This is a genomic window from Methylobacterium sp. Leaf361 (genome assembly GCF_001424445.1).
GTDB lineage: Bacteria > Pseudomonadota > Alphaproteobacteria > Rhizobiales > Beijerinckiaceae > Methylobacterium.
Genome location: NZ_LMPY01000034.1, coordinates 60,116 through 72,953, shown reverse-complemented (window position 1 = coordinate 72,953; position 12,838 = coordinate 60,116). Strand labels below are relative to the sequence as shown.

Annotated in this window: 12 protein-coding genes; 11 read left to right on the top strand and 1 reads right to left on the bottom strand. The window is 67.8% G+C overall.

Annotation, left to right across the window (positions count from 1 at the left end; translation table 11 throughout):
• Nucleotides 1-551: 551 nt before the first annotated feature.
• The 10 genes from ASG32_RS21075 (at nt 552) to ASG32_RS21030 (ending at nt 9,087) form a co-directional block, all read left to right on the top strand.
• Nucleotides 552-1,583: an ABC transporter substrate-binding protein gene (locus ASG32_RS21075; protein WP_107351981.1), complete on the top strand. Its 1,032-nt coding sequence runs from the start codon at nt 552-554 to the stop codon at nt 1,581-1,583.
• Nucleotides 1,584-1,619: 36 nt separating this feature from the next.
• A complete protein-coding gene (locus tag ASG32_RS21070) occupies nt 1,620-2,483 on the top strand; it encodes an ABC transporter permease (protein WP_082557988.1) in 864 nt (287 codons plus the stop codon).
• Nucleotides 2,483-3,301 (top strand): ABC transporter permease, encoded by an 819-nt coding sequence (locus ASG32_RS21065; protein ID WP_056530326.1) that lies wholly within the window; start codon nt 2,483-2,485, stop codon nt 3,299-3,301. The genes ASG32_RS21070 and ASG32_RS21065 overlap by 1 nt, the downstream gene beginning before the upstream one ends.
• 73 nt (nt 3,302-3,374) lie before the next feature.
• A complete protein-coding gene (locus ASG32_RS21060; RefSeq protein WP_348271896.1) occupies nt 3,375-4,508 on the top strand; it encodes an ABC transporter ATP-binding protein in 1,134 nt (377 codons plus the stop codon).
• Nucleotides 4,505-5,113 (top strand): glutathione S-transferase N-terminal domain-containing protein, encoded by a 609-nt coding sequence (locus ASG32_RS21055; RefSeq protein WP_056530320.1) that lies wholly within the window; start codon nt 4,505-4,507, stop codon nt 5,111-5,113. The genes ASG32_RS21060 and ASG32_RS21055 overlap by 4 nt, the downstream gene beginning before the upstream one ends.
• Nucleotides 5,114-5,552: 439 nt before the next feature.
• A complete protein-coding gene (locus ASG32_RS21050; RefSeq protein ID WP_056530317.1) occupies nt 5,553-5,975 on the top strand; it encodes a RidA family protein in 423 nt (140 codons plus the stop codon).
• The gene (locus ASG32_RS21045; protein ID WP_056530314.1) at nt 5,972-6,646 is read left to right on the top strand and encodes a DUF1028 domain-containing protein; all 675 of its coding nucleotides are present in this window, start codon (nt 5,972-5,974) and stop codon (nt 6,644-6,646) included. The genes ASG32_RS21050 and ASG32_RS21045 overlap by 4 nt, the downstream gene beginning before the upstream one ends.
• 58 nt (nt 6,647-6,704) lie before the next feature.
• Nucleotides 6,705-7,652: a LysR family transcriptional regulator gene (locus ASG32_RS21040; RefSeq protein ID WP_056530311.1), complete on the top strand. Its 948-nt coding sequence runs from the start codon at nt 6,705-6,707 to the stop codon at nt 7,650-7,652.
• A gap of 50 nt (nt 7,653-7,702) precedes the next feature.
• Nucleotides 7,703-8,158 carry a type II 3-dehydroquinate dehydratase gene (locus ASG32_RS21035; protein WP_056530308.1) on the top strand — a complete coding sequence of 152 codons (456 nt, stop codon included), beginning with the start codon at nt 7,703-7,705 and terminating at the stop codon, nt 8,156-8,158.
• Nucleotides 8,155-9,087 carry a glyoxylate/hydroxypyruvate reductase A gene (locus ASG32_RS21030; RefSeq protein ID WP_082557987.1) on the top strand — a complete coding sequence of 311 codons (933 nt, stop codon included), beginning with the start codon at nt 8,155-8,157 and terminating at the stop codon, nt 9,085-9,087. Before ASG32_RS21035 ends, ASG32_RS21030 begins: the two co-directional genes overlap by 4 nt.
• 69 nt (nt 9,088-9,156) lie before the next feature.
• Here ASG32_RS21030 and ASG32_RS21025 read toward each other — a convergent pair whose 3' ends face one another.
• Nucleotides 9,157-10,407, bottom strand: a complete 1,251-nt coding sequence (locus ASG32_RS21025; protein WP_056530306.1) for an NAD(P)/FAD-dependent oxidoreductase — start codon at nt 10,405-10,407, stop codon at nt 9,157-9,159.
• An 847-nt stretch (nt 10,408-11,254) separates the two neighbouring features.
• Between ASG32_RS21025 and ASG32_RS21020 the strand changes: the two genes are divergently transcribed.
• A complete protein-coding gene (locus ASG32_RS21020; protein WP_056530303.1) occupies nt 11,255-12,808 on the top strand; it encodes an ABC transporter substrate-binding protein in 1,554 nt (517 codons plus the stop codon).
• Nucleotides 12,809-12,838: the final 30 nt, after the last annotated feature.

Genomic DNA, 12,838 nt, shown 5'->3' with positions numbered 1-12,838 from the left:
ACCGCGGTTTTAATGAATAGCGAGGTTTACGCCATCGACCGTTCGATTCTCCGGGCGCCCCCGCGCGAGCCCTCGAGCCGGTCGTCCAAACTAGCGCGTCGGCCCGGCGGTTCTGCACCTCTTGGTCGCGGTCTCGAGCTGCATCCGGTCCCGACTTACGGCTGCCTCAGGATTTCCGATCCATAGGCTTCTGGAAATCGTGCTTGATGAGCGGGTGCGGCCATTTAGCCTTTCCTGTCGAGATACGCCTCCACTGACGGATAAACCGCCCCGCCAGCGACGGTGACAGGACCTCCTGCATGAGCGCGACGCAGAACCTTGATGGTGGCGCGAGGCGCGCCTCCGGAGAGGAGTGCCAGGGATAGACGCCAGTATTCCTAGCGACCGTTATCGAGGGGGGCTACGATGGCGGATTGATGTGGACAGATCGAAACAGCCTTTCGACAAAGAAAATCTCGATCGAGAGCTGAAAACGTATCCAAATCGAGACGACCTATTGGCATCAGATTTGCCTGACAGGCGAGACTACAGAGAAAGGAACTGTCGACGTGATGCGTCTCCTGACCCCGCTCCTTGCTGCCTCCGCCCTCATCGCATCCATCATTCCAGTACAGGCGGCCGAGAAGCTCGTCGTCAGCACCTGGGGCGGCAGCTTCCGCGATCTGATCGACGAGGCCATCGCCACTAAGTTCAAGGCGGAGACCGGTGCCGAGGTCGAGTACATCACCGGCGGTACCATCGATCGGCTCAACAAGGCCAAGCTCGCCAAGGACGCGCCCGAGAGCGATGTGACCTTCACGACTGCCCATGTCGGCTGGCTGTACGTCAACGACGGCCTGTTCGAGACGCTCGACCTGGCCAAAATCCCGAACGCGACGAACCTTGTCGAGCAGGCCCGGGTCAGCCCCGCGCATCTCGGCACGTGGGGCTACGTCTACACGATCGGCTATCGCGCAGACCTCGTGCCCAAGGGCATGACCTTCGGCTCCTGGGCCGATCTCTGGGACCCGAAGCTCAAGAACAGCCTCGCCGCGCCCGATTTCGACCCGAGCCACATCATCGCCGTCTCGGCGCTGCTCTCGGGCGGCGATCCGGCGACCTGGGAGAAGGGTCAGGCCAAGCTCGAGGCGCTGAAACCGAACTTCCGGGCATTCTATACCAACGACGCCAACAGCCAGCAGCTGATCGCCACCGGCGAGACGCCCGTTCAGGTCGTGCTGACCATGAACGCCTACTACATGAAGGGCCAGGACGTGCCGATCACCGTCGTGATCCCGAAGGAGGGTGGCGTTCTCGGCATCGACACGGTCGCGATCAACAAGGGGTCCAAGAAGGCAGAACTCGCTTATAAGTTCATCAATATCGCTCTCGACCCCGAGGTCCAGGCCAAGATCGCGCAGCTGAAGAAGGGCAGCCCGACCGTCACCAACGCCAAGGTCGATCCCGAGATCGCCAAGCTCCCGGGTGTGTTCACCTCCGCCGATCAGTGGAAGAGCCAGGCTATCAATATCGACCCGAAGCTCCGGGCCGAGAAGACCGCTCTCTGGCGCAAGTGGTTCGCAGAGAACATCATGGCACGCTAGGGCCCGCGTCATGCGCCTCGCTCGACCGGAAGCCTTATGACACCCGCGATCCGCCGCCGGCCCTTCCTGCCACTGTTCGTGACGCCGGCGGTGCTGATCGCCGCCGCGATCGTGGCCGCCATGGCGGCGATCCTACGCTACAGCCTGCACGCCTACGTGCCGGGCTCCCTCGACGTCGGCGGGCTCACGCTGGAAAACTTCTCCGATCTCAACCGCCCGATCGTGCTCCGGGCGCTGCGCGATACGGTGCTGATCTGCTTCGAGACGGCGCTGATCACCCTGGTCGTCGGCTACCCCGTCGCCTACGCCCTGGTGCGAACCCGCTCGCTCCTGCTGAAGTCCGTCATCCTGATCGTCGCAGTGACCCCGCTCTTCCTTGGCGAGGTGGTGCGCACCTATGCCTGGACGGTGGTGCTCGGCAATTCCGGCTTCGTGAACGCCACCTTGCGCCAGCTCGGCCTGATCGAGCGGCCGATCCAGCTCATGTTCACCGAGCTCGGGGTGATCATCGCCCTCGTCCACGTCACGCTGCCGGTGATGGTCATCATGCTGGCAGCGGCCCTCGCGCATATCGACCGCGACTACGAGCGCGCGGCCCAGAGTCTCGGCGCCGGGCCGGTGCGTGCGTTCCTCACCGTGACGCTGCCGCTCTCGATGCCCGGCGTGGTGGCGGGCTTCACCACCGCCTTCGCCTGGACCTTCAGCGCCTTCGCGACGCCCCAGGTGATCGGCGGCGGAAAGGTTGGGGTTGTCTCGACGCTAGTCTACCAGCTCGGCCTGTCCTCCTTCAATTTCCCGGTCGCGGCGTCCCTGAGCCTCGCCGGTCTCGTCCTGGCGCTCGGAACGATGTGGCTCGTGCGCCGCTGCGCCCGCCCGCTCGAAGCGCTCGGAGGCCACTGATGCGCCGCGGCCTCCGCACCCGGCTTCTCGGGATCTCCGGAAAGGTCCTCGTCGGGCTGATCCTCGCCTTCATCGTGCTGCCAGCCTTCGTGGTGACGCTCGCCGCGTTCAACGACCGTGCGATCCTGAGCTTCCCGCCGGCCAAGTACTCGACGCGCTGGTTCACCCGGGCCCTGACCTACCGGGATTTCCAGACGGGCCTGTGGAACAGCCTCGTCGTCACCGCCTGGGCCTCCACGATCGCGCTCGCCGTGGGCACCGGCTTCGCGATCGCCTTGAAGCGATACGCATTCCGCTTCAAGGCGGCGCTGGAGGGCGTGCTGCTCTCGCCGCTGATCGTGCCGCACTTCACCATCGGCCTCGGCCTCCTGGTCCTGGCCACCGGCATCGGCGCGGCGCGGGGCTTCTCCGTCGTGGTCCTCACCCACGTCGTGGTGGTGCTGCCCTTCGTGATCCGCTCGGTCTACATCTCGCTGCAGAACATCGACGAGCGGCTGGAGCTGGCCGCCGCGAGCCTCGGCGCCCGGCCGGGCCGCGTGCTCACCACCGTAACCCTGCCGCTCCTCGCGCCTGGCCTCGCCAGCGGCTGGCTGTTCGCGGCGATCCTGTCCTTCAACGAGTTCACCGCCTCGCTCTTCGTGACGGGGCAGGCGACCCAGACCTTGCCGGTGGCGATGTACGGCTACGTCCGCGAATTCGCGGACCCGACGCTCGCGGCCGTCTCGGTGATCTACATCGCGGTCACGGCCCTTGCCCTGATCATCGCCAACACGTTTCTCGGGCTCGGCAAGGTTCTGAATGTTGAGCAAGGCTCTTGATCACACCGCGGCGGCACCCCGGCCCCCCACGGCCGCGGCGCCCCGGGCAAGACCGGCGGTCCGCCTCGACGGCGTGGTCAAACGCTTCGGCGCGGTCACCGCGCTGGAGGAGAGTTGGCTGCAGGTGGAGCAGGGCGAGTTCCTGACGCTGCTCGGACCCTCGGGCTGCGGCAAGACCACCCTGCTCAACCTGATGGCGGGCTTCCTGGAGGCGGATGCGGGCGAGATCTTCATCGGGGACGACCTCGTGACCGCCACCCCGCCCTACGAGCGCGAGGTCGGCATCGTCTTCCAGAACTACGCCCTGTTCCCGCACATGAGCGTCGCGAAGAACGTCGGCTACGGTCTGCGCGTGCGCGGCGTGCCGAGACGGGAGATCGCCGCGCGCGTGGAGGAGGCCCTTGCCCTCGTGAAGCTCTCGGGCTTCGCGGACCGCTCGCCGCGGCAACTCTCCGGCGGGCAGCAGCAGCGCGTCGCGCTCGCCCGCGCCATCGTCATCCGCCCGAAGGTCCTCCTCCTCGACGAGCCGTTCTCGGCGCTCGACAAGAACTTGCGCGGGGCGATGCAGGTCGAACTGAAAGAGATCCAGCGCCGGCTCGGCGTGACGACGGTCTTCGTCACGCACGACCAGGGCGAGGCGCTGAGCATGTCGGACCGGATCGTCGTGATGTCGGCCGGTCGCGTCCGGCAGATCGGCACGCCGGATCAGGTGTACCGTCATCCACAGGACCGCTTCGTGGCGGGCTTCATCGGCGACGTGAACCTCCTGCTCGGCCACCTCGAAGCGCGGGCCGGCGAGCGCGCGACGGTCGCGATCGGTGACCTGCGCCGCGAGGTCGAGGCCGACACCCTGCGGGACTGTGCGACCGGCGCCGCGGTCGACGTGTTCGTGCGGCCGGATCACCTCGGCGTTCGCCCGGCGGGCGAGAGCGGCACCCTGCCGGCCCGGGTTGCGGCCCTCGTCTACCAGGGCTCGCACATCGACCTGCATATCGACCTGCACGCCGACCTCCGTTCCGGTCCCATCAGCGGGGGGCGGGTGGTGGTGCGGATGCCGGGGCACGGGGCGCTCGCCACCTACGCCCCCGGATCCCCGGTGGCCCTGCTCGTGCCGCAGGCGGGCCTCGTCGCCTTCCCGGCCGAGCCGGGGAGCCCGAATGGACAAGCGGGCCGGACGGGCTCGGGACAGGACGATCCAGCCCGATGAAGCTCCTCTACGCGCGAACCTCGCCTTATGTCCGAAAGGTCATGGTCCTGGCCCACGAAACCGGTCAGGCCGAGGCGATCGAGATCGTTCCGGTCACGGCCTCGCCGACAGAACGCAACCCCGGGACGGTGGGCCACAACCCGCTCGGCAAGATCCCGGCCCTAGTGCTGGCCGATGGAACCGCGCTGTTCGACAGCCGGGTGATCTGCGAATACCTCGACGCCCGCTCCGCCGGTCCTCGCTTCTTCCCGGAGGGGGAGGCCCGTTGGGACGCGCTCGCCCGCCAAGCCCTCGCCGATGGGCTGCTCGATGCCGCGCTGCTGCTCCGCTACGAGCGCATGATCCGGCCGGCCTCCTCGCGCTGGGACGCCTGGGAGGTGGGGCAGATCGCGAAGGTCGCCGGCGCCCTCGACCGGATCGAGGCGACTCGCGTCGGGCCTGCGGGCGCGCTCGACATCGGCACGGTCGCCACGGCCTGCGCCCTCGGCTACCTTGATTTCCGCTTCCCCGACCTCGGCTGGCGCACCGGACGGCCCGCCGCTGCCGCGTGGTACGCGGCGTTCAGCCGGCGGCCGTCGATGCAGCGCACGAAGCCCGAGGATTAATGCGTGGCCCCAGTACGAGGCGGCGAACGATGCGCGCTGACGCACTTGAAGTCGACGACCCGATCCGGCGTTTCGGCCCGCATCCGGGATGCCGTGACAGGGGTGGCGCGCGGTGGATCACCCATCTCGCTGGACCAACCGGACCGTCGCGTCGGCTCGCAGCCCGAGGCAACCCGAAGCGCGGCGCTCGCCTCCGGGCCCTCGGCGGCTTCGGATTTTCCGAACTACGACCCCAGCAAGTGATTGTTGTTGCGACCGACCGGATTGTTATCCTCGTCGTGCTCAAATCTGAAGGCGGGCGCCACCGTTCGATCCCGATGCGTCGCGCGGCCGGCTGCGTGCCCTCTGCCTGCCACGGCGGGCCGCCCTGTTCTCGGGGCGCCCCCCGGCGCCGCAGCGACAGGCAGCCTGCGCTCTTGCCCGAGGTAGGAACGACCCGATGACCGTCCACAAGCGGATCCGTCCCTTCAACACCCGCGACACCTATCCGGAGCAGCAGCTCGACAACGATCTCTGCCAGACCGTGGTGGCCCGGGGCCAAATGGTCTTCGTGCGCGGGCAGATCGGTCAAGACCTCGACAGCTCCGCGAGCGTCGCGATCGGCGACGCCGCCGGTCAGACCGAGCAGGCGATGGCCAATATCGCGATGTTGCTGGACGAGGCGGGATCTCGGCTCGAGCACATCTGCAAGATCACGATCTACCTCGTCGACCCGCGCTACCGCGAGCCGGTCTACCGCACGGTCGGCCGCTGGCTGAAGGGCGTCCATCCGGTCTCGACCGGGATCGTGGTCTCCGCGCTCGCCCGGCCGGAGTGGCTGGTCGAGATCGACGCCATCGCGGTCATCCCGGAGGCGGCATGACGTTCTCGATCGTGGCGCGCTGCGCGTCGACCGGCATGTTCGGCGTCGCGGTCTCGTCCTCTTCACCCGCCGTCGCGGCGCGCTGCGCCCATGCCCGTGCGGGGATCGGTGCGGTCGCGAGCCAGAACGTGACCGACCCGCGGCTCGGCCGGCAAGCTCTCGATCTGATGGCGCTCGGGGCCGACGCAGCGGAGACCGTCGCCGTCCTGCGGCGGACCGGCGGCCCGATGGCGTACCGCCAAGTGCTCGTCGTGGACGCGGCCGGCGGCACGGCGATCCATTCCGGGCCCAAGGCGCTCGGGACCTGGGCCCAGGCGCGCGCCGAGAACGTCGCCTGCGGCGGCAACCTTCTGGCCGATGCGCGCGTGCCCGCCGCCATGGTCGAGGCCTTTCTCGGCACCTCCGGCCATCTCGGCGACCGTCTGCTCGTCGCGATGCGGGCGGCGCTCGCCGCCGGCGGGGAGGCTGGCCCGGTGCGGTCGGCCGGCCTGATGCTGGTGCGCGAGGTCGCGTGGCCCGTTGCGGACCTGCGCGTCGACTGGACGGAGGATTGCCCGATCGCCAGCCTCGCCGCGCTGTGGGACGTCTACCGGCCGCAGCTCGACGCCTACGTCACCCGCGCCCTCGACCCGGTCTCCGCCCCGAGCTACGGAGTCCCGGGCGACCTATGATCGAGGACGGGACGCGAAGCGGCATCGAGGTCGACCGGCCGCGCGCTGAAGGCAGCGAATGCGGTTCACTCTGCGCCAGCTCGAATACTTCATCGCCGCCGGGCAGACCGGCAGCATCACGCTCGCCTCCGAGCGCATCCACATCTCGCAGCCCTCGATCTCGACAGCCATCGCGCATCTGGAGCGGGAACTCTCCGTGCAGCTCTTCGTCCGTCACCACGCGCAGGGGCTCACGCTGACGCCGATCGGCCGCGAGGTGCTGCGCGAAGCCAAGGCCCTCGTGGAACAGGCCGAGGGGCTCTACACCCTGGCCTCGGAGGCGGGGGGACAGGTGCGGGGCCCCCTCTCGCTCGGCTGCATGGTGACGCTCGCGCCGATGCTCGTGCCCGAACTCGCCCACGCCTTCACCACCGCCTTCCCGGCCACGCAGATCCGCTACGTCGAGGGCGACCAGGAACAGCTCATCGTCGGCCTGCGCCGTTCCGAGACCGAGGTCGTGCTGACCTACGACCTGCACGTGCCGGACGACATTCACTTCACCCCCCTCGTCGACCTGCCGCCGCACGTCCTTGTGGCGGAGGGGCACCCGCTGGCGGAGCAAACCGCCGTCGCGATGGCCGACATCGTGGACGAGCCGATGATCCTCCTCGACCTGCCGCTGAGCCGCGAATACTTCCTCGCCCTCTTCATGGCCGAGGGTTTGCAGCCGAAGATCGCCGCGCGCTCCGCGCACCAGGAGGTGGTGCGCACAATGGTGGCCAACGGCCACGGTTACACCCTGTTCAACGTGCGCCCGCGCTCCGACCTCGCGCTCGACGGGAAGCGGCTCCGGCGCGTGCGGCTCGCCGGCACGCACCGCCCGATGCGCATCGGCCTCGCGCGCCTGAAGCAGCTCAACCGCTCGCGCCTCGTGGAGGCCTTCGAGACCCATTGCCGGGCCTTCATCTCGGACGCCTACATCCCCGGCATGGTCGCGCCCGCCATCGAGCGGCGGGTGCCGCGCTGAAGCCGTGCCCGGCGCCGCGAGCCCCTGAGGAAAGCCCCGAGGAAAGCTCCATGACCGCGCCGATCCCGATCCTCTTCCTGAACGGTCCGAACGCCAACCTGTACGGGCTCGACCCGAGCGGCACCTACGGCACGGAGAGCTTCCCCGCGCTCAAGGCGCGCTGCGAGCGGCACGCCGAGAGCGTCGGGGTCGGCCTCGACTTCCGGCAGTCGAACCACGAGGGCGTGCTCGTGGACTGGATCCAGGAGGCGCGGGGCACGGCCGCGGGCCTCGCCGTCAACGCGGCCGGGCTCACCTACACCTCCGTGGCGATCCTCGACGCGCTGCTGGCCTTTCCCGGACCCATCGTCGAGGTTCACATGAGCAACATCTGGAAGCGGGAGCCCTTCCGTCACCATTCCTACGTCTCGCGGGCGGCGACCGGCGTGGTCGCGGGGCTCGGCGGCCTCGGCTACGAGTTGGCCATCACCGCCCTCGCCACCCTGGTGCGGGAGGTCCGCGCGTGACCGAGACCCTCGTCTTCGCGAGCGCCGTCGATCCGATCGAGCCCTGGCGCGCGGCGCTGGAGGCGCTGCTGCCAGACGTGCGCGTCAGGGCACCGGACGAGATCCGGCCTGGGGACGATGTCCGCTACGCGCTGGTCTGGAAGCCACCGACCGGCTTCTTCGCGCGGCATCCGGGCTTGCGGCTCGTCACCATCTTGGGCGCGGGCGCCGACGCGCTCGTCGGCCGGGACGACCTGCCCGACGTGCCGATCACCCGCCTGTCCGACCCCGAGATGGCACGGATGATGACCCACTACGTGCTGTTCGCGGTGCTGCGCTACGCCCGCGACATCCCGGCCTTCGAGGCGGCCCAGCGGGCCGGCCGCTGGCACTACGTCCATCCGCGCGAGGCCCGGGAAATCCGGGTCGGCGTGCTGGGCCTCGGAGAGCTCGGCGGCGCGGCGGCGCTCGAACTCGCGCGGCAGGGGTTCTCCGTCGCCGGCTGGTCGCGCACGCCGAAGGCGCTTCCCGGAGTCGACTGCCACGCGGGATCGGACGCGCTGATCCCGTTCCTCGCGCGGAGCGAGATCCTGGTGGTGATGCTGCCGCTGACCCCTGAGACCCGGCGCCTGATCGGGGCGGACGAGCTCGCCGCGCTGCCGCGGGGCGCCGCGCTCGTCAACGTGTCGCGCGGGGCCGTGATCGACGAGGCGGCGCTCGTCGCGGCTCTGGCGGCCGGCCACCTCGGCGGGGCGACGCTCGACGTGTTCGAGACCGAGCCGCTCGCGGCGGGACACCCGCTCTGGGGGATGGAGAGCGTCCTCGTCACGCCGCACCTCGCCTCGGTGGCGATCCCAGCCTCTGCGGCCCGGCAGATCGCCGAGAACATCCACCGGGTGCGCGCGGGCCGCGCGCCCGAGCACCGCGTGGACCTGAAGCGGGGCTACTGAGAGGCTGGCACAGGCGATCTCACGGCCAACGGCCGTTTCCTGCGACGCCTCCGGCCCAATTCCGGCCCGTCAGGCCCGGGTATAGGCGTCGTAGTTGCGCTGGATCACGATGTGGTCGGCGATGTGCTTCGCATCCTGCCAGCAGCCGTAGATGAAGGCGGAGGCGCGGTTGGTCAGGTCGGGGAGGCCGAGGAAGTAGATGCCGTTCTCCGCGGAGACGCCGCGCTTGTGCAGGGGCATGCCCTGCTCGTCGAACGCGTCGACGTCGAGCCAGCTGAAATCGTACCTGAAACCGGTCGCCCACAGGATGGTGCCGATGCCGGCTCTGCCCAAGTCGAGGCTGAGGATCGGCTCCTTGAGGCAGTCCGGGTCCTCGTAGCGCTGCCACGCCTCGGGCTCGGGCGGCAGGTTCATGCCCTTGCGCGCGATATAGGCGTCGGCGTCCCGGAGGACCTCGAAATAGGCCTCGTCGCCCTCGGCGATGTTCCGCACGAGGTCGTCCGCGAAGTGGAGCGTGCCGTTCTCGTAAGCGCGGGTCACGCCGACCAGCGTGACGCCCATATGCGCCAGGCGCCGGAAATCGACGGTCCGGCCGCCCTCGTAGCCGCTCACCGCGAAGGCGACGTGGCGCTTCTTGCGCTTCGACTTGACTTCGTCCCAGAGGCCGAGCGCGCCCAGCCACCAACAGTAGTCCCGCTGGCGATAGGCGCGGGGCGGCCGGTAGTGCTCGCCGACGGACAAGTAGACTCGCCGTCCAGCCTTGCAGAGCTCCTCCGCGATCTGCGAGCCGGACGCGCCGCATCCGACGACCAGCACGGCGCCGTCCGCCAGCTGGCCGGGATTCTTGTATGCTGAGGAGTGTAACTGATGGACTGCCGCGTCCCTGGGAACGATGTCCGGGAACGAAGGCACTTGGAACGGTCCGGTCGCCGCAACGACGCGCCGCGCCTCGAAGATGCCGTCCGACGTGGTCACGGTGTAGCCGGGGCGACCCTGGCTGTGCCTGACGTGCCTGACCTCCACGCCGGTCCGAATGGGAGCCTCGATCATCGCAGCGTAATCGTTGAAGTATTTCGCGACGCGATCTTTGCTCGGAAATGCGTCCGGATGCACATCCTCGAACTTGAGGTTCGGGAAGCGATCGTGCCAGGCCGGCCCGTTGGCCACGAGAGAGTCCCAGCGCATGGAGCTCCAGTTCTCCGCGATACGCCCCCGCTCCAGCACGATGTGCGGGATCTTCAATGCGCTGAGATGCTCGCTCATCGCGATACCCGACTGGCCCGCTCCCACGACCAGGGTGTCTGTGGTCTCGACTGCCATGTCAGCTCCCGAAAACTTGCAGACGCTTCAATCACGAGATCCGCCGGCGGGGTGAGAACAGGCGATTTCGACCTGTCGTACGCGGGGCCGGTGACGGTGATTGGTGAGTTGGGTCTGCTAGAACGGACCGCAGATGAGAAGTACGATTATCTTATGGTGTGCTTCGGAAAATGCGAATTGCCGGATCCTGGCTGAAGGCTGCGGTGCGCGGTCGTTCCGCCAACGCGGGCTTACGCGTCGACGCATAGATAGAGCTGCCCCCGATGGCTCGTCGAAACTGCGTGATCGCCCACCAGACTCTGACCAGCCTCACTTCGCCGCGTCCGCTCGTGAGCATCCAGAACTACCCAGCTCATCCGCGCCCGATCGAGAGGTTCGATAGTCGCCTCTGGCAGTTCCGAAGCCGATATCAGCTCTGCATGCTATGCCGGATGTCAATCTCCGTTCATTTCGCCTTCGGATGCTACGAGGGTCCGATCCGACCCTGATGCGAGAGCAGGTCTGAAACAGGCCATTGCTGCTGTTCCTGCCGCGCGGCCCAGATCGAACAGACCGCGCCTCATCACGCTGATCCGCAGGCTGAACATTTGAGCGCCCATGGCGCACAAAGAGGCGCCGTGTGGCGCCTTTCTCCGCCGCCACGGTTTGACAAAGCTCTGATTCGCTAATGATATACCGATATATCGCGGGGCATCGGCACGGACCGGACAGTCTCGACCACTCATTTGGGTGAGTCCGCCAGCCTTCAGATGGTGGAGAATAAATCTCGGCTCCGACAAGGCAAGATCAAATAAAATACTTACGACATCGATTTTCCGCGCATGCAATGTCAGTGTACGAGGCTTCCATGTCGCACATCCTTCGAGTCTTGCTCACGATCGCGGCTCTCGCCGCACCGTCCGCCGGTCAGGCGCAGCCCGTCCCGGGCGGTCGCGCCAACCTGATCGTCCAGCCGGAACCGCCCAGCCTGATGCTGGGCCTCGTGACCAACGCGCCGACGCAGCTCGTGGCCGGGCAGATCTACGAGGGGTTGCTGCGCTACGACGACAAGCTCAAGCCACTGCCGTCCCTCGCGAAGAGCTGGGAGATCTCTCCCGACGGGCTGCGCTACACGTTCCACCTCAATGAAGGGGTGACGTGGCACGACGGCAAGCCGTTTACCGCGGCCGACGTTCTGTTCTCGGTCAACGACTTCCTCGTGAAGACGCAGCCGCGGCACAGGAACACGATGACCCGCGTGGCCGGTGTCGCCGCGCCGGACGATCACACGGTGGTCTTCACCCTCAAGGAACCCTTCGAGCCCTTCATCCGCAGCTTCGCCTTCTGGGTGATGCCGATGGTGCCCAAACACATCTACGAGGGCACCGACTACGCGTCGAACCCGGCGAACGACCGGCCGATCGGCACCGGGCCGTTCAAGTTCGAGAGCTGGCGGAAGGGCAGCGCAATCCACCTCGTCAAGAACGAGACTTACTATCTCACCGGCAAGCCTTATCTTCAGGACATCTACTACCACGTCATCCCGGACGGCGCCTCGCGCGCCGTGGCTTACGAGACCGGCAAGGTCGACGTGCTGCCGGGCGGGTCCGTCGAGAATTTCGACGTGCCGCGGCTGACGACCCTGAAGAACACCTGCGTCTCGCAGAAGGGACAGGAGTTCGACTCGCCCCTGTCGTTTCTCTGGCTGAACAACCGCAAGCCGCCGATGAACGACGTGCGGTTTCGCCAGGCGGTCATGTACGCCATGGACCGGCAGTTCGCCCTCGACGTCCTGTGGAACGGGATCGGCAAGGTCGCCACCGGTCCGATCGCCGGGACGACACCGTTCTACAAGGCCGTCCAGCCGCAGTATCCGCACGATCCGAAGAAGGCCAAGGCGCTGCTCGCCGAGATGCACTACGACGGCAAGCCGCTGAAGCTGCTGCCGCTCCCCTACGGCGAGACGTGGCAGCGCTGGGCGGAGGCCGTGAAGCAGAATCTCGGCGATGTCGGCATCCCGGTCGAGATCCAGGCCACCGACGTGGCGGGCTGGAACCAGCGCGTGTCCCAGTGGGACTACGACATGGCCTTCACCTTCCTGTTCCAGAACGGCGACCCGGCCCTCGGCGTCGAGCGGAACTACATCAGCTCGCAGATTTCCAAGGGCAATCCCTGGAACAACGTCGAGGGCTACGCGAACCCGGCCGTGGACGCGCTGTTCGCCAAGGCGGCCCTGGCGACGCCGGCCGGGAAGCGCCAGGACCTCTACGACGAGGTCCAGAAGGCGGTTCAGGCGGACGTGCCCGTGGCGTGGCTGCTCGATCTGCGCTTCCCGGTCATCTACCGGTGCAATTTCCAGGACCTGATCACCACCGCCAACGGTCTCAACGACTCGCTGCGGGATACGTGGATCAAGCGCTGACGGCGCCGGACCGACACGCCGCCCCCCATG

Coding starts and splice junctions, on each gene's coding strand:
- ASG32_RS21075 (WP_107351981.1), top strand. CDS start 552: ATGCGTCTCCTGACCCCGCTCCTTGCTGCCTCCGCCCTCATCGCATCC.
- ASG32_RS21070 (WP_082557988.1), top strand. CDS start 1,620: ATGACACCCGCGATCCGCCGCCGGCCCTTCCTGCCACTGTTCGTGACG.
- ASG32_RS21065 (WP_056530326.1), top strand. CDS start 2,483: ATGCGCCGCGGCCTCCGCACCCGGCTTCTCGGGATCTCCGGAAAGGTC.
- ASG32_RS21055 (WP_056530320.1), top strand. CDS start 4,505: ATGAAGCTCCTCTACGCGCGAACCTCGCCTTATGTCCGAAAGGTCATG.
- ASG32_RS21050 (WP_056530317.1), top strand. CDS start 5,553: ATGACCGTCCACAAGCGGATCCGTCCCTTCAACACCCGCGACACCTAT.
- ASG32_RS21045 (WP_056530314.1), top strand. CDS start 5,972: ATGACGTTCTCGATCGTGGCGCGCTGCGCGTCGACCGGCATGTTCGGC.
- ASG32_RS21040 (WP_056530311.1), top strand. CDS start 6,705: ATGCGGTTCACTCTGCGCCAGCTCGAATACTTCATCGCCGCCGGGCAG.
- ASG32_RS21035 (WP_056530308.1), top strand. CDS start 7,703: ATGACCGCGCCGATCCCGATCCTCTTCCTGAACGGTCCGAACGCCAAC.
- ASG32_RS21025 (WP_056530306.1), bottom strand. CDS start 10,407: ATGGCAGTCGAGACCACAGACACCCTGGTCGTGGGAGCGGGCCAGTCG.
- ASG32_RS21020 (WP_056530303.1), top strand. CDS start 11,255: ATGTCGCACATCCTTCGAGTCTTGCTCACGATCGCGGCTCTCGCCGCA.